Raw genomic sequence first — 25,036 nt, 5'->3', positions numbered from 1 at the left:
ATCATTCAATAATCGTAATTAAAATGAGTCAATTGTTTTGCTTCTACTTAATATGACGAATGAGATTTAAAAAAGTGGAACCAAAAATTAGAATTATTTCTAAATTATTTTATTAAAACATTCAAAAACTAATTTTTTAATGAAATAACAATAAGATAAGGCGTAATTTTTTTAATAGCTAAATTTGGGAAAACCGTATTAAGTAATTGAAGTGCATCTTGTGTCTGATCTAAAGGTAGAACTGCACTTACTTTTATGTTTTCTAGCTCTTGTTTATTAAATATGATTTTTCCTTGATAATTTTGATCTAACTCTTTCAATACTTTACTTAAAGACAAGTTTTCGACCAGTAATTTGTGTTTTTTCCATTTCTGAGTTTCGTTATAAACATTGATCTCTTGAATCGCTTGTATCCCTTGTTGATTCATTTCGACACCTTGCCCTGAACGAACTACCGTTGAATTTAAATGCCTATTCATCTCTTTATGTAAAGGTAAAGATTCAACACGAACTTTAGAATGCAACATTTTTAATTCGGTTGATGATGGCGAATAAGCCACACTAAATGCAGTCCCCAGTGCTGTTATCGATCCGTGAGATGTTTCAACAATAAAAGGTCTGGTTTTATCTTTGGCGACATCGACATACATTTGCCCTTGGACTAATTCAATACTTCTCTGCTCTTGATTAAATGTAATATTTACAGCGCTTTTTCCACGTAAAATCAGCTGAGATCCATCTTTAAGTGTGGTTGTTGTCCACGCATTAGAATTACTTTTTATATCTGCTGTTAAATAACCTATAGATGTATCGGTGAATTGCATATACCCATAACACGCAATAAAAAATACGCATGCTAAAGCTGTTGTGCTTAATATGTGCTTATATTGTTTCCCTGAATTTAGACCTGCATTTAATGCTGTTTTGGCAATTTTTTTATGTTGCGTTGTGCTGCCTAATTTTTGAATCGAATTCAAGCAATGTTCAATATCGGTACCAATTTTAAGATGATCTTTACTCTTTAATTTCCATTCATTAAATTTTAATTGTGCTTCTTGTTGTATATCTAAATCATCGGAACTTAATAAGACCAACCATTCCGCTGCTTCTTGAATAAGATGTTGATGAATAGATTCATGCTTATTTTCTATTGCCATTTAAAAATACAATCCATTTCTGAACGTACTTGATAGCAACGTACCAAACAAGCTGCCAAATATTTTTGAATCATTTTAGTCGAAACACCAATCTTTTCCGCAGTTTCTTTATGGGTATACCCTTCCAAATAATGCAGAATAAATGCATGTTGGGCTTTTTGTGAAACATCGTCTAAAGCCTTACACAATTGATTAATTGCTTGAATAATTTCTAATTGATCTTCAGGAGATGCTACCGTCTCAAGCATATATTCCAGTTGACTCAAACCATCTAAATAAGCTTGTTCAATTTTTTTACGGCGAACTTGATCGATAAGTAAGTTTTTTGCGATTGACGTTAGATATGCACGTGGTTCTTTCACTCCCAATAATTCATCACGAGTTTGTATAAGCTTAATAAAGGTGTCTTGAACAATATCGGCAGCTTGATCTGCATTTCCTAATTTATATTTTAGCCATTGATGAAGCCAACTTTGATGATTTCGATATAACTGATCTATATGTATTGTAAAATTGTTCACTTCGATCAGACTCTAAATAAATACCGATCAAATGATAATAATTATCATTAACAAAAGTCAAGAATCTTGCGGATCTTTGCTTTACACCAATGGTTTTTGTTTTTCATAGTCTAATACATTGTAATTTATATAAATTATATTGTTAATATTTTGAAATACTCATCTTACTTACACGGTATCATTTCATGCTGCACTTCAAGCAATTGATATATAGTCAGATATTATTTAGTAAATTTTTAGCTTTAATAACAATTAAAAAGTCTAAGCTCTGTGCGGAATCATGTTCTCTGTTCAATATTTATAAAAAGTTAAGAAAACAGAATAAAAAAGCCCTAATTTTTTAGGGCTTTTTATATCTAAAATTTCTATGTAAGCATTTTAGAATCAACTTGCTTTTTTGAAATACGGAATTGAACCATTTACCGTTGCACGGTGCATAATTCGATGTGCATCTCCATAATCAAATAAAGCCTTGTGTTGCGTACAGCGATTATCCCAAATTGCGACGTCGCCCTCTTGCCATGTCCAACGTAAATGAAATTCTTCTTTTACGGCATGTTCAAATAGGAAATTTAACAATTCATCACTTTCAGCTTCAGAAAGCTCGTTAATTCGAGTGCTAAACCCTTCATTGACAAACAGAATATCCTCACCAGTTTCAGGATGGCTTCGTACCACAGGATGCACTACAGGTGGATTTTTACGGAATGAGTTTTCTAAACGCTCGCGATCCTCAGGTGTTGTACCAAAGCGTTCTATTGGAAATGATTTACGAATGTCATGGGTCGCAGTTAAGCCACGAAGCTTATTTTGTAGATCACTCGTTAAAGCATTAAATGCAGCAGTACCACTTGCCCAAAGCGTATCACCGCCAAATTCAGGAATTTTAATGGCTTGAAGTACACAACCTAATGGTGGTGTTTGGCTGAATGTCACATCTGTATGCCAAAGATCATTATCACGTAAATCTTGTCGATGACTATCTAGAACAATCACTTCAGGCGCATCATCCATAGATGGATAAATAGGATGAATATGCAAAGTTCCAAAAGTTTTTGCTAATTGAACTTGTGATTGAGCAGTGAGTTGCTGCTTTCTAAAGAAAATCACTTGATGTTTCAATAAAGCACTATGAATATCTTGAATAGATTGATCATTGAGTTGGTTTAAATCTAAACCTTCAATAATTGCACCGATGTTTGGGTTAATTTCTTTAATTTGTAATGACATAACTAATCTTCTACAACTGTTGTCCATACCAAGGTGCTAACTGTTTTTGTAACCACCGAAGTAATATTTCAAAACTCACCGCCACAACCGCAATCACGATAATGCCGAGAATAACTGTATCTGTAATTAAAAACTGTGCCGCAGACTGCACCATAAAACCAATTCCACGATCTGCTGCGACTAACTCTGCAGCTACAAGTGTTGACCAACCTACGCCAAGCCCAATGCGAATACCCGTTAGAATATGAGGTAATGCTGTAGGTAAAATCACATACTGTAAAACTTGTAAGCGTGTTGCACCTAAAGACAAAGCTGCACGTTCACGGTTTTGTTGATGGCTAATCACGCCGTGTGTTGAACTAATAATGACTGGCGCTAGAATTGAAAAGAAAATTAAGAGAATTTTCGTAGTTTCACCAATACCAAACCAAATCACCAATAAAGGTAAATATGCCAAAGGTGGAATTGGACGCAATAATTCAACCAATGGATCTATTACAGCACGTACCCATTTATTTAGTCCCATCCACAAGCCGACAGGAACGCCAATTACAACTGCTGCAATTAATGCAGTGAAAACACGACCAATACTTTCCGCAAGATGTTGCCAAAGCGTCGCTTTCATAAAGCCATCTTGGCTAACGGTTATAAATTTTTTCCACACTGCTGCAGGGCTTGGTAAAAACAATTCAGGAACAATATGTAATGCAGTAATTAAGAACCAAAGTGCAAGAATGCTGAGTACACTTGAAATACTTAAAACTAAACTCAAATGCCCTTTCACATATTGCTGAATTTTACGAGAAAGCGTGACTTTTGCCTGCAGATGTTCTTCGTTTATAGTCGAGATAGATTTCTGAGCAATCTGTTGTGTTTGAATACTCATTTATATCTCCAATGCATGTAACTTTTGATTTTTTAAACGTTCAAATAGCTGTTCACGAAGTTGAATAAATTTCGCATCAGACTTAATTGAACGAATTGACTCACCATTTTTATATCGTTGAGCAAAATCTAAATGTAATGTTTCAACAATTGTTCCTGGTCGAGCCGTCATTAAAACCAATTGATTACTCAATAACAAAGCTTCTTCAATATCATGCGTAATGAGGAAAAAACCTTTGTTTTCCTTAATCCATAAATTTAGGACAAACTCTTGCATGTTTTCACGTGTAAACGCATCTAAAGCTGCAAATGGTTCATCTAATAAAATAAAGGGCGCATGACTAATTAAAGCGCGAGCAATACCAACGCGTTGCTTCATTCCACCAGAAAGCTCCCAAATATTTGAATTTGCAACGTGAGCTAAACCAACGGTATTTAGAATAGAATCGACTTGAGTTTTAATTTCATTCGCTTTTAAGCCTTTAAGCTTCAAGGAAAATGCGACATTATCTGCCACACTTAACCAAGGCAATAATGCGTGTTCTTGAAACACCACAGCACGGCGTGCATCAGGTGCGACAAGAACTTCATCATCAATTTTTACAGCGCCAGAGTTTACTTTCTGAAAACCTGCCAAAATATTTAACAAAGTGGTTTTACCGCAACCTGATTCTCCCAAAATCACCGTTAAAGATGATTCATGAATCTCTAAGTTAATATTTTTCAGTACAGAAACGTCCTGATTTGGGTACGTTAATGTAATGTTTTCAGCTTTTAAGATACTCATTTTTACATCCTTAAGGCTTAACAAACTCAGAAGTTACATTGTCTTTGTAGCTTACTTTTACTGCATCTACTTTGCCTTGAGTTTTTAAGAATGTTGCTGTATCAAAAATATTCTTCGCAAATTCACCATCAAAAATTTGCGCTTGTTGAGCTTGGTTTAAATAAATATTTCCCGATAACAACAATGGAATATCTTTGGCATCTGAACCTGTCAAATCTGCAATTTTTTTCAAATTCTCTGCATTCGCTTCAAATGCTTTAGAATCTTGATTGTATTCATCTATTTTCTTTAAAGATGTTTGAGCAAATGATTTTAAGAATTGTGGATTTTTCTGTGCAAAGTCTTTACGTACAACCCATACATCAAATGTTGGAGCGCCCCAATCACCGACTTGTTTAGAATCTGTTAAAACTTTACCTGTTGCAGATGCTTTACTTAGCGCAGGTTCCCAAACATAAGTTGCATCAATATCACCACGTTCCCACGCTGCTGAAATTTCAGGTGGACGTAAGTTCACAATTTTGACTTGAGATTCTGAAATATTCCAATGCTTTAACGCAGAAAGTAAGCTGTAATGTGCTGTAGATACAAAAGGTACAGCAATGGTTTTACCAATTAAGTCTTCAGGTTTTTGAATGCCTGATTTATTGCTCACAACTAAAGCTTCAGAGCCACCTAATTTTGCAGCAACAAAGAAAACTTCGATTGGTAACTCACGGCTTGCGGCAGCAGCAAGAGGGCTTGTTCCGATATTACCAATATCGACATCACCAGATGCAAGTGCATTTACAACATCGGCACCTGTATCAAATTTTTTCCATTGAATGGACTGTTGACTATCTTTTTCGTATTCACCATCAGCTTGAGCAACTTTTGATGGATCTACCCCTGTTTGATATGCAATAACAACTGCTTTTTCTGATTTATTAGATGTATTCGTTGTATTGTTTTCAGTGCCTTTATTTTGGAAATAGAGAAAAGCAGCAATTGCGATAACCGCAATGACCGTCACAATTAACGGTTTTGATTTATTCGTCATATCTTTTTCACTAAATGCGATAACTAGCACATATGCTAAACATTTGGCTTTATTATGAAAAATAACTTTATTTCCTTTGAATATATTTTTTTACTATTTAATAAATACAGATTTATATATCTCTAATATTCATAAGTTTTACATTCTTATATTGAATAATATGATGTTTGATTATTCTAAATGAGTATCTACAAATAAAATAAGCCTCATAAATGAGGCTTAAACTGAATGACGATTTTTTCAATCATTTTCTAAAGAGTGAAACTATTCAACTAAACTTTTCACATCAATAACGAATCGATACTTCACGTCACTTTTCAGCATGCGCTCATAAGCATCATTAATACTTTGCATATCAATCATCTCAACATCTGAAACAATATTATGCTTCCCACAAAAATCGAGTAATTCCTGAGTTTCTTCAATACCGCCAATTAAAGAACCTGCAACAGATTTACGCCCCATAATGAGTGGAACGGTATTTGTGCTGATTTCACCTAAATATCCGACAAGTACAATCGTTCCATTTAAAGACAATGTTGGGATATATGGTTTTAAATCGTGGTTATAAGGAACAGTATCAATAATCAAATCAAAATGATTACTCACATCTTTCATTTGGTTTTTATCTGTAGACAACACCACATGATGAGCACCTAAGATTTTCGCATCTTTTTCTTTATCGGCAGATCGGGTGAATAATGTAACTTCTGCACCTAAGGCATGTGCCAATTTAATTGCCATATGACCCAAACCACCTAAGCCCACCACAGCAACTTTAGAACCTGCCCCAATATTCCAATGGCGTAATGGCGACCATGTAGTAATTCCTGCGCATAATAATGGTGGAACGGCTTTGGTATCTAAGTTTTCAGGAACTTTTAATACAAAAGCTTCACTACATACAATCGTTTTTGAATATCCGCCATACGTGGTACGACCATCATGTCGATCGACACTGGCATAAGTGCCTGTATTTCCTTCTTCACAATATTGTTCAAGCCCTGCATCGCAAGATGAACAGGTACGGCAAGAATCGACCATACAGCCAATACCAACCAAATCACCGACCTTAAATTTTGTTGCTTTCACGCCAACTTGAGTTACACGACCAACAATTTCATGTCCAGGCACAATTGGATAGGTACTAAAACCCCAATCATTACGTGCTTGATGCAAATCTGAATGACACACACCACAATATTCAACATCAATAACAACGTCATCTTCTCGTGGGTCGCGACGCTCAAAGGTATAAGGTGCGAGTGGGCTTGTAGATGTTTCGGCTGCGTAACCCAATACTTGAATTGGCATGATTATTCTCCAAAGTATTTCTATTTTAATCAGTTTTAAGTTAATAAAATGATACTGTCTATCTTTATATCAGCTACTCATTCAATATACATGAACAATCAGGTGAATATTATTTTAAAGGTTAATCGAGTAAATCTTCATTAATCGCTTTAATCTAGCCTGTATTGTATGTATTTTATAGGCACAATAATTTTCTCAAATGGATTGGGATACATATATGTTCAAAAGAAGTTTAGGTTTAATTAGCTTATTTACTATATCTAGCTTGGCAATAGGCGCAGATCCATTACATGGAACAAAATGGAAAACTATTGATGATAAAGCGCAAAAAGCTGTTTCTGTTGTGCAATTTACCGAAACATCAAATGGTGTTCTTTCCGCTAAAATTATTGAAATTTTAAATCCTAATGATGTTGCGAAATGTGTAGACTGTACGGGTAAATTTCAAAATAAACAGCTACAAGGTCTGCAAATTGTTTCAGGTTTACAGAAAGTTGATAAGAATAGTTATGATAATGGAAAAATTATTGATCCTAAAAATGGTAAGACATATAGCTTCAATGCAAAATTATCTGCAGATGGTCAGACACTAAGTGGTCGTGGTTATATTGGAATTTCTGCTTTAGGACGTGGTCAGACTTGGGTTCGTACTCAATAATTCTAAATTGAATTTGGCTTAAAACCAAAACAATAAAATAGCTCCTTTTTGTTGAGCTATTTTATTTAGACATTTAAAAGAAAATCACTTGTGAAAGAAATATCATCATTATTTATTTACGCCCAAATGACTAAGGTCGCAGCAATTACAACCCAAAATAATCCCCAGTGATCTGTAGATACTAATTTTTCTTTAAATAAGTACACCGAAATAAGCAAACTAAACAAAATTTCTATTTGCCCAAGTGTCGTCACAATGGCAACAGATTGCATACTCATGGCGGTAAACCACCCCATTGATGCAACACAACTACTAAAACTAATTCTGAAGACAAGACCTAAGCGATTCCACAATGCCCATAATGTGGCACGTTTAAAAATCAATAAAAAAAACAGCAAAACAAAACATTGTATACCTGTAATGGTAAATAATACCCACGCTGCACGGTGCAATACAGGTAACATATCAAGCTGTAAACTTGCTTGACGTACCAATAACGATGTAATGGCAAAACATAAACCACTACCTGTGCCAATAATTAAGGTATTCCAAGAAAACTTCGTACTTTGAATTCCACCTTTGCTTAATAAAAAAATCGCAAATGCACCTAAAAAGACCCCTAACCAAGCCAATAGGCTTAAGTGTTCACCCAACAATGCAACACCAATAATTGCCGCAAGAATGGCTTCACTTTTTGCTAAACCAACACCAATCGCATAATTTTTTTGCTTAAATAGTTGTACGAGTAAAATAGTCGCTAAAATTTGACTAAGTGATGCAATGCCAACATATAACCAAAACTTAAAATGAAAACTTACGATATGACTCACAGGTTGCTGATAGTATAGAAATGATAAATACAAACCTGCCAATGGAAATGCAAAAATAAATCGTGCAAGTGTGACGCCATAAGCATCTACAGTGACACTAAGTTGTTTTTGAAATGCATTACGCCATGCCTGCATAAAGGCAGCCATTAATGTAAAAAGTATCCAGCTTATTGCCATGACAAATATGGGGTTCCTATAAAGTACGGCAAATGTACTCCCTTCACACTGTCATTTCTAATTGATTTTTAAAAATAAAGATTGAATGTGTAGGAATTATTCATTTGATTATTTTACTAAAATATCATGCAACATTTTACGCAACCATTGATGGCTGGTTTTATGATGACACGACATATGCCAATACTGTTTTACTGCGTATGTTGGAAATGAAATTGGCGCATTAAAAATTTGCAAATTACCACGCGATAAAAGTACTTCACTTAAATAATAAGGCACAGTGGCAATGGCATCAGTTTCTTGTACAACTAAGCCTACACCTAAATAACTGGGTAAACGCATTAAGATATTACGCTTTAAATCTAAATTTAAAAGCTCATTTTCAATATGGTAATGACCAATTCCTGCATCAATATCAATATGCGATTCTTTTAAATATTGCTCAGTTGTAATGTTTTCATCGGTTAAGCGAGGATGATTTTTTGATGCAATCACAACGTAATATTGCTCAAATAGTTTTTGTTGATAAAAACCATTTTCTAAATGTGGCAAAAATCCGAGTGCAAGATCAATTTCACCATTCGCCATTTGATACGTTGTTTCGGTAGTAATTTGACGTACATTTAAACGAATATGTGGGGCGTATTTTTTTAAGTATTGAGAAATTTTTGGTAATAAAACCAAATGCGAAACATCGGTCATTGCTAAGGTAAATTGCTGATGAGATGTGGTTTCATCAAATGCGACATTAAAATTATTAATGGTTTCGACTTTATTTAATGCTTCACTAATCAACGGAAATAATTGTTTAGATAACTCTGTTGGCATCATTTCATTGCCAATGCGTAAAAATAGAGGATCGTTATAGTGTTGGCGAATTCTATTTAAGATATTACTCACGGTCGGCTGAGTCATACCTAAGTGTTCTGCCGCAATAGACACACTCTTATACTTATAAATGTATAAAAATATATTGAGTACTTTGCAATCGAGATCGAACACTTAAATTAATTCCTTTTTATGTCAATACAGGTCTCTATCATCTGCTTTTTGGAGTCATTTTCAAGGTGAAAAATTGACAATATTCTTTGTTATTTTAATCTTATACTTATAAAAAAGTAAGAACCTATACTTGATAAGTTCTTACTTTAGGTTAAAAGGACTAATTCGTGTTATTAATCGGCTGAAATGTCTTCAAAAAGTACAGAAGATAAATAACGTTCGCCTGTATCAGGAAGAATAGCAACAATGGTTTTTCCTGCATTTTCAGGACGTGCCGCAAGTTTTGCAGCAGCAGCTAAAGCAGCACCACTTGAAATACCCACAAATAAACCTTCTTGCGTTGCAGATTTACGGGCAAATTCAATTGCTTCAGCACTTTCAATTGCAATGACTTCATCAACCAAGTCTAAATCTAGGTTTTTAGGAATGAAGTTTGCACCAATACCTTGAATTTTATGTGGTCCAGGGGTTAGGTCTTCGCCTTTTTTTGCTTGACCAATAATTGGAGATTCCGCAGGTTCAACAGCCACAGAATAAATCGCTTGTCCTTTTACTTTTTCAAAGTAACGTGAAATACCTGTAATGGTGCCGCCCGTACCTACGCCAGCGACAAGAATATCAACTTTACCTTCAGTCGCTGCCCAAATTTCAGGACCTGTTGTTTCTTCATGAATTTGTGGGTTTGCAGGATTGGCAAATTGTTGTGGTAAGAAATATAACTCAGGATTCTCAGCAACAAGACGTTCAGCCTCCTCTACTGCGCCTTTCATGCCTTTAGCAGGTTCTGTCAGCACTAAATTAGCACCTAAAGCTTTTAACACTTTACGGCGTTCAATACTCATACTTGCAGGCATGGTTAAAGTAATCGCATAACCTTTCGCAGCAGCAACAAAAGCCAAAGCAATACCTGTATTACCACTTGTAGGTTCTACAATGTGCATACCTGCTTTAAGTACACCACGTTTTTCGGCATCTGCAATAAGTGCTGCACCAATACGGTCTTTTACAGAAAATGCAGGATTACGACTTTCAACTTTTGCTAACACAGTTGCGCCATTTGTTAAGCGATTAATACGAACTAACGGCGTATTACCAATTGCTTCCGCGTTATTGCTATAAACTGCAATTCCAAGATTATCGGGAGTTTTGAATGCTGAATCGGTTGTCATTTTAGGTTCCTATATCATTATTGAATCTATAAGATAAAATTATCATACATCTTTATGAATATAGAAGGACTAACTTTATATAATAATAGTTACAAGAAAATATGATTAACTTTCAACAAAATATGAATAAGATTTAGATTTTTTACTCTATTAAATTTGAAAAATGTCTGCAAAAACCTCATATAGGGTTAAACTTATACCGTGATATCAAGATGATAATTAAATTCTGTTATTAAACTTCTTTCTATACGGTTTATATGCCCTGTTTATTTTCTATCGTATGTGAAAAAAATAGATATATAAAAGATAGTTTTTTAACATGATTTAAGACCTGCAACCATCTTCGGCAGCAATAATATTTAGGGAACATAATGTCTAACACACGCTATAGCAAAATTTATCGTAATCTCACAAAAAAAATTCTAGATAAAATTGTGTCGCCTCAAGTATTAGGAAATACAGCAGAACTTGAACAAAAAATTGCACAACAATCAGATAAAACAAAAGTTTGTTATGTCTTAGAAGATTCCTCTTTAAGCAACACCGTTCTTATTGATAAAGAAGCGTTAGAACGTGGTTTGCCTTCAGTATTTTCACAGTTAAACATTGCCGATATGAATGAAGCAGATTCAATATTAGCCTTAAATGAAACTGAGCAAAAAAATGAAAGTTACCATTATTCTGCAAAACTCATTCGTTTAATTGAAGCCTTAGAAAAAAATAACGAGTACGATATTGAACTTGTTCCTGTCACTGTACTTTGGGGGCGTTCTCCTGCCTATGAAAACTCATGGCTTAAAGCTTTATTTGCCGATGCTTGGGCAAAACCCAATAAAATCAAACAGACCATTAATGTCTCGTTATATGGACGCGATAATTACATTGAATTCCATAAAGCACTTTCTCTACGCGAATTAATTGAAAAAGCTAAAGCCGAACGTCCAAACTTCTCTCCTGCTCACCTCATTGTTCAAGAGCTAGATGAAAGCTTTCACAAGCATAAAGAAGCTATTTTAGGACCCGATTTATCGGATCGTCGAAACTTAATTAATAAATTAATGAAAACTGAAGCCGTTCAAACGGCTATTCGTAAAGAAAGCATCGATAAAAAAGTCAGCATGTTTGAAGCAGAAAACCGTGCTAAAGGTTACTTAACAGAAATTGTTTCTGACTTTTCATATTCAACTTTACGCTTCGCAGAATTGGCATTAACCAAACTTTGGACACAGCTTTATGATGGTATTGAAGTTCATAATTTTGATACTGTTCGCGAACTTGCCAAAGATTATGAAATTGTCTATACGCCGTGCCACCGTAGCCATATCGACTATTTATTATTATCTTATGTGATTTTTAACCGTGGTTTGATGGTTCCGCATATTGCCGCAGGCATTAATTTGAATTTGCCTGTCGTTGGGCAAATTATGCGTGGTGCGGGTGCTTACTTTATTCGTCGTACATTTAGTGGTAATGCGCTTTATTCATCGGTATTTAAAGAATATTTACATAGCCTTTTATTGCGTAATACACCACTTGAATACTTTATTGAAGGTGGACGTTCTCGCACTGGCTTATTGCTACCGCCTAAAAAAGGCATGCTCGCCATGACCATTGAAAGTCATTTACGTGGTTCAACGAAACCCATTGCTTTTATTCCAACCTATTTCGGCTATGAAAAGCTGATGGAAGGCACATCTTATTTAAATGAGTTAAATGGCAAACCGAAAGAAGCAGAATCTTTATGGGGTATTTTGAACTCTGCACGTAAAATTGAGAAAGTTTTTGGGCAAGTTTATGTGAATTTTGGCGAACCTATTCTTTTAAATGAAGTTCTAAAAGATAACGATGCTGAAAATGTAAAATTAAACTTGAATGATGATTTACCTGAGTCTGTTTCAAAAACAGTGGATCAAACTGCGAATGAAATTCTAGAAAATATTAATAAGGCGGTGGTGATTAATCCAATTTCAATTATTTCGCTTATTCTTCTTAATACAGAAAACCATACACTTTCACAAAGTAATCTTGTTGAACAAATTGGTATTTTCCGTGATGTTTTAAAATCATTACGCTATGACGATCGAATGATTATTACCGATTTATCTGATACCGAAATTATTGAATACGCGCATAAACTTAAACAAGTTGAAATTTTCACTGAAAATGAACAACAATTTGTTCGTGTTTCAGAAAGTCAAAAAATTCTACTGAGTTATTTTAGTAATAATATTCTGCACTGCTTTATTTTACCTTCGCTGATTTGTGCACTTATTGTGACTCAGCAATTTAATTCAGTTTCCTCTTTGAAAATGAAAATTCATCAACTTTATCCATTTTTTAAAGAAGAGTTTTTCTTAAAATGGAACGATGCAGAATTGAATGATGAAATTGATAGAATACTCAATAAATTGAGTTCATTGAATGCCGTTAAGCTTCAGCACGATATGATTGAGTTCTCATCATCAGGAAATCAGCAAATTGTAATGACATTCGCTGTACTTTCTCAGTTAAGTTTAAACAATATGGTACTCATTTCTCAGTTAATACCACGTTATAGTTCAAACATAGAATTAGATATCAAAGTACTCGAAAAAATGGCAAAAGTAGTCTTAAAGCGTCTATCTACACATCAGGACTTTAAGTCGGGTTATTATTTTGATAGTGCAACACTTAGAAGCTATATCAATACTCTAAAACATATGACTTTGGTTAATGTAGCAAAACAAGGAATTCAACCTAGCGCAGAATTTGAATTGATTACGAAAGCGCATTTGTCTTGGTACAATCCTGAACTTCAGCAATTAATTTATTCTTTTGGTGATTTCGCAGAGAAAGAGTTAAAACAGCTAAAAGATACGGTGAAGAAATAGTTTTTTATATATTAAGTTTAATGAATTTATTATATTTACTTATCATAAAAAGTTGTAAGCATATAATAAATACCCATTAAAAATACGACTAAATGCCCATGAACAAAGGGTTCTAGCATCATATACTAGAGCTCTTTTTTTAAGGGGAATAGTGATGAACAGTGGCTTTCAGATTCATTCTATACAGGATTCTTCCGAGCTTTTGGTTAATGTTCTAAAGTCAATTGCAAATACGGATCGTCTTCTCATTTTATGTCATGTTTCTAAAGCAGAACTTAATGTTTCTCAAATTGAAAAATTGACTAAAATTAGCCAACCAACGCTTTCTCAACAGCTCATGGTTTTAAGAAAAAATAATGTAGTGCAAACACGACGAGATGGTAAACAAATCTTTTATAGTATAAAAGACCATAAACTTGTCGAAGTTCTTAAAGTGATGCACCGTTTGTACTGCGCATAAGCCATTCAAACTATTCAACTTTAAAAAGTTAAGATATCTTTCAAGATTTCTTAGCTTTTTTTGTGCATAATATATATGAATTTATGATTTAAAGTTTTTTATGCAAAATAGCAAGCACTCACTTCTTAAAAAGATCCCTGCTTGGTTGTGGTTACATCATTACAATCAAAATGCTTTTAAGTCCGACTTGCTTTCATCTCTTATTGTAATTGCAATGTTAGTACCACAAGGTATGGCTTATGCAATGTTGGCAGGTTTACCACCTGTAATGGGACTATACGCAAGTATTGTCCCTATGATCATTTATGCATTGGTGGGCAGCAGTCCAACGTTGTCTATCGGGCCTGTTGCCATTATCTCAATGATGACTTTTGCCACCCTGAATCCACTGTTTGAAGTGGGTTCACCTGTTTATATTCAAGCAGCTTGTTTACTTGCACTTATGGTTGGAGTCATTTCTTTGCTTTTAGGAATGATGCGTTTTGGCTTTTTAATTCAGCTGATCAGCCATCCTGTCATTAAAAGTTTTATTATTGCATCAGCACTTTTAATTGCATTGGGACAATTAAAGTTTTTATTTGATGTTCCTTTACAAGCCAATAACATCCCCGAATTTTTAATAAGCATCTTTGAATATTTTTCCCTAATTCATTTGCAAAGTTTGTTCTTGGGCATTGCTGCAATTCTATTTTTAATTTTTATTCCAAAAGTTTTTAATCATCCAACAATTGCTGGTTTGTTTAAATCTAGTGCTTTTCTATCTCGTGCAGTACCCTTGTTTTTAGTTGTTATATCTATTGGTTTGGTTTATTTCTTAAATCTACAAAATATTGGCATTAAAACCGTAGGCGTTATCCCTTCTGGTTTCCCTCCGCTGAGTATGCCTTATTGGACTTGGGATTTAGTGATTACCTTGTTCCCTGGTGCAACCATGATTGCAATGATCAGTTTTGTCGAGTCTTTATCAATTGCTCAAGCAACAGCATTGCAACAACGTAGCCAATTGAATAGTAACCAAGAACTCATTGCCTTAGGTTTGGCGAATATTGGTGCCGGAATCACCTCTGCATTTCCTGTAACAGGCAGTTTATCTCGAACAGTTGTCAATGCCGATGCCGGTGCAAAAACACCCATGGCAGGTGTTTTATCTTCTTTATTTATTGTTATCGTTAGCTTATATTTTACAGGCTTTTTTAGTGACCTACCTTTAGCGGTATTGGCAGCCACCATTATTGTTTCTATCTGGAAGCTTGTAGATTTCAAGCCTTTTTTTGAAACTTGGCAATATTCGAAAGCCGATGGTATTGCCATGTGGGTGACTTTCTTTGGTGTGATCTGTATTGATATTTCTACAGGTTTGATCATTGGTATTATTTCAACTTTTATTTTGCTTTTATGGCGTATTAGTCGACCTCATATTGCTGTTATTGGTTTAATTGAGGGTACCCATCATTTTCGTAATGTACAAAGATATGATGTTGTGACCAATCCTCATATTTTATCTATTCGTGTAGATGAAAATTTAAGTTTTTTAAATGCAAATGCACTTAAAGGCTTTTTAATTAATGAAGTTAGTAAAAATCACGATTTAAAACATGTTGTTTTAAACTGCTCCAGTGTAAGTTCAATTGATTTAAGCGCTTTAGAAATGCTTGAAGACTTAAATTTAGAATTGGCTAAATTAAATATTTGCTTAAACCTATCCGAAATCAAAGGACCTGTTATGGATAAATTACAACAGTCGAAACTCTTGGCACAGTTGAAAGGTCAAATTTTCTTAACGCACTATAAATCGATACAAGTACTTTCCAAGGACTTAAATATCGAGTAGATTATTGCTCACAAAAACAACTAAATCTAAGAATTTAGTAAAAACTTTGGTGTTATATTTTTTTAAATATGATGTAAAACAATAAAATTTGACTGTAAAAATAAGAGCTTATTTTTTATATTGAAATTATTTTTTTAGCTATATCTATTTTCAGTATAAAATACGCAACTAATTTTATATATGTCCTCGTAGTTTCTGACAAGGCCCTCCTATGTTTTCTGCTTTTACGCGATTAAGTTTAGTACAACGAATTATTCTTGCCATCATTCTTGGTGTCGCAGTTGCAGTCGTTTTCCCCAATGCAGCACCATATTTAAGTTTACTTGGTGACTTATTCATTAAAGCGCTTAAATCTGTAGCACCTATTCTTGTTTTTGTTTTAGTTCTTGCATCTATCGCAAACTTCAAGGTTGGAAGTAGTAATGCTTACATTAAACCAATTATGGTGATGTATGCCGTTGGTATGTTTTTAGCGGCTTTAAGTGCAGTTATTGTCAGCATGATCTTCCCAAGTCAATTAATCTTAGATCTTGCTAAAGCAGATATGTCGCCTCCTGGTAGTTTGGCTGAAATCTTAAAAAACCTACTCTTAAGTTTTGTTGCAAACCCAGTAACTGCTATTAGTGAAGCAAACTTCATTGGTATTTTGGCTTGGGCTGTTGCACTTGGTGTTGCTTTTCGTCATGCATCTGAAACAACAAAATCATTCCTTACCGATGCCGCTGATGCTGTAAACCGTGTGATTCGTTTAGTTATTAGCCTTGCACCAATTGGTATTTTTGGTTTAGTTGCTGTGACTTTTGCAGATTCAGGTTTAAAAACACTTTCAAGCTACATGCACCTTCTTGCGGTACTACTCGGCACAATGTTCTTTGTTGCTTTAGTCATCAATCCAATTATGGTTGCAATGATGACGCGTTCTAATCCGTATCCGTTAGTTTTTCAATGCTTACGTGAAAGTGGTATTACCGCGTTCTTTACACGTAGTTCAGCTGCAAACATTCCTGTGAATTTAGACCTTGCAAAACGCTTAGGTGTTCCTGAATCAACAGCGAGTGTTGCAATTCCGCTTGGTGCTGCAATTAACATGGCAGGTGCTTCTGTAACAATTACTGTTTTAACATTAGCAACTGTTCATACTTTAGGTATTTCTGTTGATTTCACAACAATGTTAATTTTGTCTGTTGTTGCCACAATTTCTGCATGTGGTGCTTCTGGTGTTGCAGGTGGTTCATTACTACTTATTCCTGTTGCATGTGGTTTATTCGGTATTAGTTCGGATATCGCAATGCAAGTGGTTGCCGTTGGTATGGTCATCAGTGTTCTACAAGATTCAACCGAGACAGCATTAAACTCTTCGACTGATGTATTATTTACAGCAGCAGTAGATCGTGGTTTAAAATAAGTTAATAAAATGATTAACTTAGTATAGATGTCGCTATGCCATTTCAAACTTTGCCATATTGGCTACAATTTGGGACTTTTTTCCTCGCTATTAATGCAGGAATAGTGAATGTATTGGGTCTAGTGACCGTACTTCATCAATCTGTTTCACATATGACGGGTAACGTCAGTATGTTTGCAATGGCACTGCTCGATTGGAATCTATCACAGCTTCTCTATTTATTTCTTATTGTTGTTTGTTATGTTGTTGGCTCATTTTATAGTGGGCTGATTCTTGGAAATAGTCACTTCAGCTTAGGTCGCCGTTATGGTTTTCCGCTAAGCTTGGTGGCTTTTTTTATTTTATTATGTTGGATATTTCTACCCTATTTCCCGCAATATGCTTTACTTTGGGCAAGTGCTGCAATGGGTGTGCAAAATGCAATGATCAGCCATTACAAAGGCACCATCATTCGTACAACACACTTATCTGGCGTATTAACAGATTTAGGGCTCGCATTAGGTTATCGCCTGCGTGGTTTAGATATCGATCTAAAACGAGTTGTTCTACATTTACTCATTTTGATTGGTTTCTTAATTGGCGGTATTATTGCGGCATGTATTTATCCACGTTTACAATTAGATTCATTCCTCATACCTGCTAGTTTAAGCCTTGTATTAAGCTTCATTTATTGGGGCGTTTATTTCCATTATCGACACAAAGTATAGGTTTATAATTTCTTATGGTTAAAAATGCACTTCAAGCTCAGTTACTCAAAGCGGGTTTAGTCGATAATAAAAAAGCGAAAAAACTGTCTAAACAAGCTGTTCATGAAAAACGCACGGGCGATAGTCATGATGCTGAAATAAAAGCAAAGATTGAACAAGATAAGCAATCTAAACTTGCTAAAGATCAAGCAATTGAACTAGAGAAAAAAGCTATTCTGCAAGAAAAAGAGCTATATGCTTCTATCTTACAAATGATCAATCAACATAAAATTCGTAATACTGATGGCGATGTTTCGTATCAATTTATTGATGATAGTAAAATTAAAAAAGTTTATATCAATCAACAAATTTATAATGCCTTAGTTGCAGGTAGCCTTGTTATTGCAAAAGATGGTGAAAGCTATGCGTTTTTACCCAAAGCACTTGCTGACAGAATTAATAGTAAGTTAGAAGGCTTTATTATTGTGAATAATTCAGAGAAAAATGAAGCCATTACAGATGAAGAAGATCCGTACGCTGCTTATGTTATTCCAGATGATTTAATGTGGTAAAAAGCATTCACTGACCTCATTAAAAAAGCCCCAATTTTTAGGGGATTTTTTAATTCTTTTTAAATATTCAAGGCATTAAAAAGTGGAATAAGTGACCTTATTCCCAAGGAATTGAAAAACCTACAGACCCAGGTCCTTTAGGTTGATTGTACATTTTAAGATTTTGCACTTCTCTGTGATATTTTTTATTACTAATTTTTCCATCATCACGTGCTTTTTTAAGTGCATCAGCTCTTTGGATATTCACTTCATGATTCAAGGCAGAGTAATTACGTTGATTAAATAAATATTGCGATCTGTCGTGTTGGCTCATATTAACCGTATCTGAAGAATCCCAATTGGGTGTTGGTAGAGGTTGTTCGTTTTTTTTAGCCAACTCAAAAAAATCAACTTTATTATTGTCTTTAATTTCGTTACTAGTCTCATCGTTTTGTTGAATAAAAAGTTTACTTTTAACATTTGCATTCGCAGATGCATAAAATGGCAGAGTCATAGAACTCATTATTAGAAATGAAACAAATTTTTTCATAAAATTCTCAAATTAATTTAACAGTAAACCTTTTTATTGAGCATTATTTTAAAGAATTTCTACAATATCATTGTTGTATTTATATAAATTTCACAAAAAACATCATGTGAATATACGGTTTTTACAATTTAATTACATGTTTAGAACGGTCCCATTAAATCTAGAATTTCATGATAAACTTGCATTTAATAAATAAACTTAAATGAAATTCTAATAAAGAATGTAATTTAAGTATTTACAGCACATTAAAGTGAGTTTGAATATGTTGAAGTGGTTTGAAAAATTATTAAATCCTTATCCAAATGAAGGGCTTAATAAACCGCTTCCAACTCGCTTTTTTCCTTTTGTTTGGGAGGCCTCAAAAGGTGTTCGCCCCTATTTATTGATTCTTGTACTATGTACAGCAGGTGCAGCAAGCTTTGAAGCACTCTTTTATGCAAAAATTGGCGATTTAGTCAATTGGCTCAGTAAAAGTCAGCCTGAAACATTTTTAGCGGATCACAAAACAAATTTAACACTTCTAACGTGTATTTTAATTGCAAACATCTTCTTTGCTAATTTCCAATCAATTATCAAACATCAAATTCTTTATAGTACTTTTCCAATGCGTCTGCGCTGGAAATTTCATAATTTACTTCTACAACAAAGTTTAGATTTTTTTCATAATGATTTTGCTGGACGGTTATCGTCAAAAGTCATGCAAACAGCTTTAGCTATACGTGAATTTTGGGTCATTTTGGGTGATATCCTAGCCTATGTATTTATCTATTTCTTCACCATGATTTTAGTTTTAGGCTCAATATCACCTATTTTAATTATTCCACTTTTGGTTTGGTTTACACTTTTCATTTGTGCTGCACTTTATTTCATTCCACGTTTAAGCAAAATTTCACATGCTCAAGCAGATGCTCGCGCCGTAATGACAGGTCGCGTAACAGATGCATATACTAATATTCAAACAGTAAAACTTTTTGCACATGCGGGTCGTGAAAGTCAATACGCAAAAGACTCGATGAAAGAGTTCATGACCACTGTTTATAAGCAAATGCGTTTAGGCACAATGTATGAAATCAGCATTAATATGTTGAGCATTGTTTTATATGTTGGTGTTTTAGGTACTGCCATTTGGCTTTGGACAATTGGTAAGGCCGAGTTAGGTGTAATTGCCGCTGCAACAGCTATGATTTTAAAACTTAATAGTATTGCAGAATTTATTATGTGGCAGACCTCCGCATTATTTGAAAATGTAGGCACAATTCAAGATGGTATGAAAACATTAGGGCGCCCTATTAGTATTCAAGATAAAAAAGATGCTAAAGAGCTAACCGTTAATAAAGGCGAAATTTTATTTGAAAATGTAAATTTTGCTTATAACGATAAAAATGTGATTGAACAGTTGAATTTAACCATAAAGCCAGGAGAAAAAATTGGTGTTGTGGGACGTTCAGGAGCAGGAAAATCTACACTTATTCAGCTGCTTCTTCGCTTTTACACTTTAAACCAAGGCCGTATTCTCATTGATGGTCAAAATATTGAAGATGTCACACAAGATACATTAAGAAAAAGTATCGCACTTGTAACGCAAGATACATCTTTATTACATCGTACTGTATCTGAAAATATTAAATATGGTCGTCCAAATGCCACAGATGAAGAAATGTTTGAAGCTGTTCGCAAAGCCAAAGCTGAAGAGTTTATTCCATATTTAACCGATTTACGTGGCAAAAAAGGTTATGACGCTTATGTTGGTGAACGCGGTGTAAAACTTTCAGGTGGTCAACGCCAGCGTATTGCAATCGCTCGAGTTTTCTTAAAAGATGCCCCTATTCTAATTTTAGATGAAGCCACAAGTGCATTAGATTCTGAAGTTGAAGCAGCAATTCAAAGTAGCTTAAATGAATTAATGAAAGGAAAAACGGTCATTGCAATTGCACATCGTCTTTCGACTATTGCTCAAATGGATCGCTTAATTGTTCTTGATCAAGGTCATATTGTAGAACAAGGTACGCACGATGAATTGGTTGCTAAAAATGGTATTTATGCGAAGCTTTGGCAGCGTCAAACAGGCGGATTTTTAATAGATCAATAGCAACTAAAAGCAAAGGAACCTAATGAATGTTGTATCTAGAAGATTTAAATATTGGTGATAAATTTATTAGTCGCGACTATTTGGTAACTCTTGATGAAATTAAAGAATTTGCATGTAAATACGACCCTCAAGTTTTTCATTTAGATGAAGAAAGAGCTAAAGATCATCCAATATTTCAAGGGATTGCAGCAAGTGGTTGGCATACATCTTCTATCGTTATGCGGTTATGGACAGAATGTTTTCCACTTGCAGATGGTTTAATTGGTTCTGAAGTTAATATGCGTTGGCCAAGACCCACTCGACCAAATGATATTTTGCATGTTGAAGTTGAAATTACAGATATTATTCCATCTCAGTCAAAACCTGATCGTGGTATTGTGATTTACAACACTCAAGCTTTAAACCAACATGATGATGTATTACTTAACTCATCCACTAAAATTTTGGTTTTTAGAAAGCCCAAATAAGCCATTTTTATGCTGAATATCGTCCCATTCGCAATGCTGACATAGCCTATTTATATTTATTTGTTAGAGTGATTGAAGTCTAAACAGTTGATCTCTATATCTTTGCGAATTCAGCTTTTGTTTTGCTGTAAAAACATGTATAAATCATAACAAATGTTATTTTGCCGTATTTTAAGGAGTTACCACAATGAATCACCCTACAGAATTGAAGTATGCGACAACGCATGAATGGGTTCGTATTGAAGGTGATCTTGTTGTTACAGGTATCTCAGACCATGCACAAGATGCATTGGGCGATTTAGTTTATGTTGAAGCTCCTGATGTAGGTCAGCATATTACTGCGGGTGAACAAGCAGGTGTGGTCGAATCTGTAAAAACAGCTTCAGATATTCATGCACCTATTTCAGGTACAGTTGTAGAAGTAAATGCTGACTTAGAAGATGACCCAGATTTTGTAAATGATGCGCCATATAGCAAAGGTTGGATTTATAAAATTAAGCCTGACAATATTGTAGATGTTGAAGCATTACTTTCAGCTGAACAATACGAAGCTGGCTTATAATTTAAATATTTATAAAACAACATTCGTAAAAATAAATAAAAAGGCATCTTATTCGATGCCTTTTTTTATGATGATTCACTTTAATTTTAAAGTGTAGATTTATGAATCATCAGCTTTATGATTCATACTAAATGAAGATGATTTTGTTGGGATACTTGAATCTTGACGTGTCGATTTTAACTTAATTTGTAGACGCAATTCATTGAGTGAATCGGCATTACGTAATGCTTCTTCATATGAAATTTCACCATAATTATATAAATCGAATAATGCTTGATCAAAAGTTTGCATGCCCAATTCACGTGAACGTGACATCACTTCTTTTAACTCATGGAAATTACCTTTATGAATTAAATCTGCAACCAATGGCGTATTCAACATAATTTCAACAGCAGCTCGACGCCCCTTACCATCTTGGGTTCGAATTAACCGTTGTGAAATAATGCCTTTTAAATTACTCGATAAATCCATAAGCAATTGATTACGACGTTCTTCAGGGAAGAAGTTAATAATTCGATCAAGTGTTTGGTTTGCATTATTTGAGTGAAGCGTACCTAAACATAAATGCCCTGTTTCAGCGAAAGCAATAGCATGTTCCATTGTTTCAGTATCACGAATCTCACCAATTAAAATAACATCTGGTGCTTGGCGCAGCGTATTTTTTAAAGCATTGTGCCAAGAATGACAATCTACACCGACTTCACGATGTGTAATCATCGATTTTTTGTGTTTATGTACATACTCAACGGGGTCTTCTACGGTAATAATATGCCCTGCCGAGTTTTCATTGCGGTAATCAATCATCGCAGCTAAAGATGTCGATTTACCCGAACCTGTACCACCCACCACTAAAACTAAACCTCGTTTTTCCATAATCACGCTTTTTAGCGTTTCAGGAAGTTTTAGCTTTTCAAAATTTGGAATTTCAGCAGTAATGGTACGAATAACCATGCCTACATTTAATTGTTGCTGGAATACATTGACACGAAAACGAGAAACATTGGGAATGCTAATGGCAAAATTACATTCAAGTTCAGTTTCAAATTCTACTCTTTGACGTTCATTCATCAAACTATAGGCAAATAACTTTGTTTTTTCATATGTTAATTCTTGCTGACCGAATGCCTTCATTAAACCTTGATGTTTAATGCTAGGCGGAAAATCTGCGGTAATAAATAAGTCAGATCCGCCATACTCAACCACTTTGGTGAGCATGTGGAACATAAATTTACGCGCTTCGTCGAGCAATTCTGTGGTGTACATTTAATAAATTCACTTTAAAATTATATGAAATATTAAAAATATTGCTTTAATTAACAACATTTTATATTTTATCTAAAGTCATATTCTTATAATTTGTGTTGTGTTACGAGATGTAAAAACCTGAAGTATTTCACATATTTATATTTAAATGAAAATTAATCTAAACTTCATATTGTTTTTCATCTGAAATAATAAAAAAAACCTCTAAAAGTTAGAGGTTTTTTTTAAACAAATAACAACTTAGGCACTAAGCTTGATTTCACGGCATCTTAAAGTATCAGCAACATCGTTTAAAAGTTGTGCCGTTTTATCCCAACCTAAACAGCCATCGGTTATAGATTGACCGTAGGTCATTTCATCCGAAATTTTCTGATTTCCATCAACCAAATGGCTTTCAAGCATCACACCGCGAACATTCGTACTTAAGCGTTCTGCAACAATGGTTTTTAAAACTTCAGGCTGATTTAACGGATTTTTACTACTATTACCATGACTACAATCAATCACTAATGCAGGTAATTCACCTTTTGCTTTTTGTTTGATTTTTTCAATTTCAACCAAAGCAAAGTTTGCACCTGTATTTGAACCACGTAAAATTAAATGTGCATGTGGATTTCCATCCGATTCAATAATAGATGGTAAACCTGATTGGCTTAAACCTAAAAATTGATGCGAATTTGATGCCGATTGAATGGCATCTAAAGCAATTTGAATTGAACCATCTGTACCATTTTTGAAGCCAATACTAAACGGCATATGACTTGAAATTTCACGGTGAATTTGAGATTCACTTGTTCTTGCACCAATTGCACCCCAAGCCAATAAATCATCAAAATATGCTGTTGCCATAGGGCTTAAAATTTCAGAAGAAATGGGTAAACCCATTTCAATTATTTCTAAGTAAAGCTGACGCGATTTTTCTAAGCCTAATTGCATATTTGCAGATCCATCTAGGTTTGGATCGTATAAAAAGCCTTTCCAACCCACTGTTGTACGCGGTTTTTCTATGTATGCACGCATCACAAGGAAAATTTGGTCAGATACTTGTGCTTGTAATTTTAATAAATTTTCAGCGTATTCAAATGCAGAAATCGGGTCATGAATAGAACATGGACCTGTAATCACCATCAATCGTTTATCTTTTCCATTTAAGATATTTTGAATGGTTTGGCGTTGTTCAGAAATTTGATGTACTAATTTTGCAGATAATGGTAACGCTGCCTTTAATTCTGTTGGCAAACTTAAAGTCGTTTCTTTGTTGGTTGTTTTTTCTAATGTATTTACTAAAGCATTCATTTTTCATTCCTTTGGACTGTATTTTTTCAGTCCGATCATTTATTTGAGCATATTGGGTCTAGTGGATTGCGTCATAAGTTGATTAAAGTAAAACCAATAAGAGTTGCTAAAATATGACAAAGTTAATGTTTTCATGAAAATTCTCCAAAATATAAATTAAAAGACATAAAAAAACCTGATCGGGTTGCCGATCAGGTATAAACTGGTGGGCAACCTATTTATCTGCCCAAACGCGTT

23 protein-coding genes are annotated in these 25,036 nt (G+C 34.4%); 10 read left to right on the top strand and 13 right to left on the bottom strand.

Going from position 1 to position 25,036, the window contains the following annotated elements; genetic code table 11:
- Positions 1–128: 128 nt before the first annotated feature.
- From GTK57_RS12825 to GTK57_RS12795, 7 genes are all read right to left on the bottom strand, one after another.
- Complete coding sequence (locus GTK57_RS12825) at positions 129–1,157, bottom strand: FecR family protein (protein ID WP_152873210.1); 1,029 nt, start codon at positions 1,155–1,157, stop codon at positions 129–131.
- Positions 1,148–1,678 (bottom strand): sigma-70 family RNA polymerase sigma factor, encoded by a 531-nt coding sequence (locus GTK57_RS12820; RefSeq protein WP_163123901.1) that lies wholly within the window; start codon positions 1,676–1,678, stop codon positions 1,148–1,150. The genes GTK57_RS12825 and GTK57_RS12820 overlap by 10 nt, the downstream gene beginning before the upstream one ends.
- 384 nt (positions 1,679–2,062) lie before the next feature.
- Positions 2,063–2,908, bottom strand: coding sequence for a taurine dioxygenase (tauD, locus tag GTK57_RS12815; RefSeq protein WP_152873206.1), 846 nt, complete (start codon positions 2,906–2,908; stop codon positions 2,063–2,065).
- A gap of 10 nt (positions 2,909–2,918) precedes the next feature.
- Positions 2,919–3,794 (bottom strand): taurine ABC transporter permease TauC, encoded by an 876-nt coding sequence (gene tauC, locus GTK57_RS12810; protein ID WP_152873204.1) that lies wholly within the window; start codon positions 3,792–3,794, stop codon positions 2,919–2,921.
- Complete coding sequence (locus GTK57_RS12805) at positions 3,795–4,580, bottom strand: taurine ABC transporter ATP-binding protein (protein WP_152873202.1); 786 nt, start codon at positions 4,578–4,580, stop codon at positions 3,795–3,797. It abuts the gene before it with no gap.
- Positions 4,581–4,590: 10 nt separating this feature from the next.
- A complete protein-coding gene (gene tauA, locus GTK57_RS12800; RefSeq protein WP_152873200.1) occupies positions 4,591–5,619 on the bottom strand; it encodes a taurine ABC transporter substrate-binding protein in 1,029 nt (342 codons plus the stop codon).
- 264 nt (positions 5,620–5,883) lie between these two features.
- On the bottom strand, positions 5,884–6,933 hold the full coding sequence (locus GTK57_RS12795) for an NAD(P)-dependent alcohol dehydrogenase (protein ID WP_152873198.1): 1,050 nt from the start codon (positions 6,931–6,933) through the stop codon (positions 5,884–5,886).
- Between the two features lie 217 nt (positions 6,934–7,150).
- On the opposite strand from GTK57_RS12795, the gene GTK57_RS12790 reads away from it, so the two are divergent.
- A complete protein-coding gene (locus GTK57_RS12790; RefSeq protein WP_152873196.1) occupies positions 7,151–7,591 on the top strand; it encodes a DUF2147 domain-containing protein in 441 nt (146 codons plus the stop codon).
- 116 nt (positions 7,592–7,707) lie between these two features.
- Here GTK57_RS12790 and GTK57_RS12785 read toward each other — a convergent pair whose 3' ends face one another.
- The 3 genes from GTK57_RS12785 to cysK all read right to left on the bottom strand — a co-directional run bounded on the left by GTK57_RS12785 (position 7,708) and on the right by cysK (position 10,769).
- Positions 7,708–8,598 carry a DMT family transporter gene (locus GTK57_RS12785; RefSeq protein WP_152873194.1) on the bottom strand — a complete coding sequence of 297 codons (891 nt, stop codon included), beginning with the start codon at positions 8,596–8,598 and terminating at the stop codon, positions 7,708–7,710.
- A gap of 108 nt (positions 8,599–8,706) precedes the next feature.
- Positions 8,707–9,600: a LysR substrate-binding domain-containing protein gene (locus tag GTK57_RS12780; protein WP_163123898.1), complete on the bottom strand. Its 894-nt coding sequence runs from the start codon at positions 9,598–9,600 to the stop codon at positions 8,707–8,709.
- A 173-nt stretch (positions 9,601–9,773) separates the two neighbouring features.
- Complete coding sequence (cysK, locus tag GTK57_RS12775) at positions 9,774–10,769, bottom strand: cysteine synthase A (RefSeq protein WP_152873193.1); 996 nt, start codon at positions 10,767–10,769, stop codon at positions 9,774–9,776.
- Positions 10,770–11,140: 371 nt separating this feature from the next.
- On the opposite strand from cysK, the gene plsB reads away from it, so the two are divergent.
- The 6 genes from plsB (at position 11,141) to GTK57_RS12745 (ending at position 18,593) form a co-directional block, all read left to right on the top strand.
- Entirely contained in the window at positions 11,141–13,639 is a 2,499-nt protein-coding gene (gene plsB / locus GTK57_RS12770; RefSeq protein ID WP_152873191.1) for a glycerol-3-phosphate 1-O-acyltransferase PlsB, read from the top strand.
- A 154-nt stretch (positions 13,640–13,793) separates the two neighbouring features.
- Positions 13,794–14,099 (top strand): ArsR/SmtB family transcription factor, encoded by a 306-nt coding sequence (locus tag GTK57_RS12765; protein WP_152873189.1) that lies wholly within the window; start codon positions 13,794–13,796, stop codon positions 14,097–14,099.
- A 100-nt stretch (positions 14,100–14,199) separates the two neighbouring features.
- Positions 14,200–15,930, top strand: coding sequence for a SulP family inorganic anion transporter (locus GTK57_RS12760; protein ID WP_152873187.1), 1,731 nt, complete (start codon positions 14,200–14,202; stop codon positions 15,928–15,930).
- A gap of 211 nt (positions 15,931–16,141) precedes the next feature.
- Positions 16,142–17,335 (top strand): serine/threonine transporter SstT, encoded by a 1,194-nt coding sequence (gene sstT / locus GTK57_RS12755; RefSeq protein ID WP_152873185.1) that lies wholly within the window; start codon positions 16,142–16,144, stop codon positions 17,333–17,335.
- A gap of 35 nt (positions 17,336–17,370) precedes the next feature.
- Positions 17,371–18,042 carry a YoaK family protein gene (locus GTK57_RS12750; RefSeq protein ID WP_152873183.1) on the top strand — a complete coding sequence of 224 codons (672 nt, stop codon included), beginning with the start codon at positions 17,371–17,373 and terminating at the stop codon, positions 18,040–18,042.
- 14 nt (positions 18,043–18,056) lie between these two features.
- Positions 18,057–18,593: a DUF2058 domain-containing protein gene (locus GTK57_RS12745; protein WP_152873181.1), complete on the top strand. Its 537-nt coding sequence runs from the start codon at positions 18,057–18,059 to the stop codon at positions 18,591–18,593.
- A 97-nt stretch (positions 18,594–18,690) separates the two neighbouring features.
- Here the strand turns inward: GTK57_RS12745 and GTK57_RS12740 are convergent, their stop codons facing one another.
- Complete coding sequence (locus GTK57_RS12740) at positions 18,691–19,122, bottom strand: hypothetical protein (RefSeq protein ID WP_152873179.1); 432 nt, start codon at positions 19,120–19,122, stop codon at positions 18,691–18,693.
- Between the two features lie 262 nt (positions 19,123–19,384).
- On the opposite strand from GTK57_RS12740, the gene GTK57_RS12735 reads away from it, so the two are divergent.
- The 3 genes from GTK57_RS12735 to gcvH all read left to right on the top strand — a co-directional run bounded on the left by GTK57_RS12735 (position 19,385) and on the right by gcvH (position 22,240).
- On the top strand, positions 19,385–21,211 hold the full coding sequence (locus tag GTK57_RS12735) for an ABC transporter ATP-binding protein (protein ID WP_152873178.1): 1,827 nt from the start codon (positions 19,385–19,387) through the stop codon (positions 21,209–21,211).
- 26 nt (positions 21,212–21,237) lie between these two features.
- Positions 21,238–21,678: a MaoC family dehydratase gene (locus GTK57_RS12730; RefSeq protein WP_152873176.1), complete on the top strand. Its 441-nt coding sequence runs from the start codon at positions 21,238–21,240 to the stop codon at positions 21,676–21,678.
- Between the two features lie 187 nt (positions 21,679–21,865).
- Positions 21,866–22,240, top strand: coding sequence for a glycine cleavage system protein GcvH (gcvH, locus tag GTK57_RS12725; protein WP_152873175.1), 375 nt, complete (start codon positions 21,866–21,868; stop codon positions 22,238–22,240).
- 99 nt (positions 22,241–22,339) lie between these two features.
- Here gcvH and GTK57_RS12720 read toward each other — a convergent pair whose 3' ends face one another.
- Together GTK57_RS12720 and GTK57_RS12715 are read right to left on the bottom strand one after the other, a co-directional pair.
- Complete coding sequence (locus tag GTK57_RS12720; RefSeq protein ID WP_152873174.1) at positions 22,340–23,503, bottom strand: PilT/PilU family type 4a pilus ATPase; 1,164 nt, start codon at positions 23,501–23,503, stop codon at positions 22,340–22,342.
- Positions 23,504–23,743: 240 nt separating this feature from the next.
- The gene (locus tag GTK57_RS12715; RefSeq protein WP_152873173.1) at positions 23,744–24,799 is read right to left on the bottom strand and encodes a 3-deoxy-7-phosphoheptulonate synthase; all 1,056 of its coding nucleotides are present in this window, start codon (positions 24,797–24,799) and stop codon (positions 23,744–23,746) included.
- Between the last annotated feature and the right edge of the window lie 237 nt (positions 24,800–25,036).

Origin of the sequence: Acinetobacter portensis, from assembly GCF_010646905.1 — a bacterium.
Taxonomy (GTDB): Bacteria; Pseudomonadota; Gammaproteobacteria; order Pseudomonadales; family Moraxellaceae; genus Acinetobacter; species Acinetobacter portensis.
This window is presented reverse-complemented; position numbering and strand designations above follow the sequence as displayed.

Coding starts and splice junctions, on each gene's coding strand:
- GTK57_RS12825 (WP_152873210.1), bottom strand. CDS start 1,157: ATGGCAATAGAAAATAAGCATGAATCTATTCATCAACATCTTATTCAA.
- tauD (WP_152873206.1), bottom strand. CDS start 2,908: ATGTCATTACAAATTAAAGAAATTAACCCAAACATCGGTGCAATTATT.
- tauC (WP_152873204.1), bottom strand. CDS start 3,794: ATGAGTATTCAAACACAACAGATTGCTCAGAAATCTATCTCGACTATA.
- GTK57_RS12805 (WP_152873202.1), bottom strand. CDS start 4,580: ATGAGTATCTTAAAAGCTGAAAACATTACATTAACGTACCCAAATCAG.
- tauA (WP_152873200.1), bottom strand. CDS start 5,619: ATGACGAATAAATCAAAACCGTTAATTGTGACGGTCATTGCGGTTATC.
- GTK57_RS12795 (WP_152873198.1), bottom strand. CDS start 6,933: ATGCCAATTCAAGTATTGGGTTACGCAGCCGAAACATCTACAAGCCCA.
- GTK57_RS12790 (WP_152873196.1), top strand. CDS start 7,151: ATGTTCAAAAGAAGTTTAGGTTTAATTAGCTTATTTACTATATCTAGC.
- GTK57_RS12785 (WP_152873194.1), bottom strand. CDS start 8,598: ATGGCAATAAGCTGGATACTTTTTACATTAATGGCTGCCTTTATGCAG.
- cysK (WP_152873193.1), bottom strand. CDS start 10,769: ATGACAACCGATTCAGCATTCAAAACTCCCGATAATCTTGGAATTGCA.
- plsB (WP_152873191.1), top strand. CDS start 11,141: ATGTCTAACACACGCTATAGCAAAATTTATCGTAATCTCACAAAAAAA.
- GTK57_RS12765 (WP_152873189.1), top strand. CDS start 13,794: ATGAACAGTGGCTTTCAGATTCATTCTATACAGGATTCTTCCGAGCTT.
- GTK57_RS12760 (WP_152873187.1), top strand. CDS start 14,200: ATGCAAAATAGCAAGCACTCACTTCTTAAAAAGATCCCTGCTTGGTTG.
- sstT (WP_152873185.1), top strand. CDS start 16,142: ATGTTTTCTGCTTTTACGCGATTAAGTTTAGTACAACGAATTATTCTT.
- GTK57_RS12750 (WP_152873183.1), top strand. CDS start 17,371: ATGCCATTTCAAACTTTGCCATATTGGCTACAATTTGGGACTTTTTTC.
- GTK57_RS12745 (WP_152873181.1), top strand. CDS start 18,057: ATGGTTAAAAATGCACTTCAAGCTCAGTTACTCAAAGCGGGTTTAGTC.
- GTK57_RS12740 (WP_152873179.1), bottom strand. CDS start 19,122: ATGAAAAAATTTGTTTCATTTCTAATAATGAGTTCTATGACTCTGCCA.
- GTK57_RS12735 (WP_152873178.1), top strand. CDS start 19,385: ATGTTGAAGTGGTTTGAAAAATTATTAAATCCTTATCCAAATGAAGGG.
- GTK57_RS12730 (WP_152873176.1), top strand. CDS start 21,238: ATGTTGTATCTAGAAGATTTAAATATTGGTGATAAATTTATTAGTCGC.
- gcvH (WP_152873175.1), top strand. CDS start 21,866: ATGAATCACCCTACAGAATTGAAGTATGCGACAACGCATGAATGGGTT.
- GTK57_RS12720 (WP_152873174.1), bottom strand. CDS start 23,503: ATGTACACCACAGAATTGCTCGACGAAGCGCGTAAATTTATGTTCCAC.
- GTK57_RS12715 (WP_152873173.1), bottom strand. CDS start 24,799: ATGAATGCTTTAGTAAATACATTAGAAAAAACAACCAACAAAGAAACG.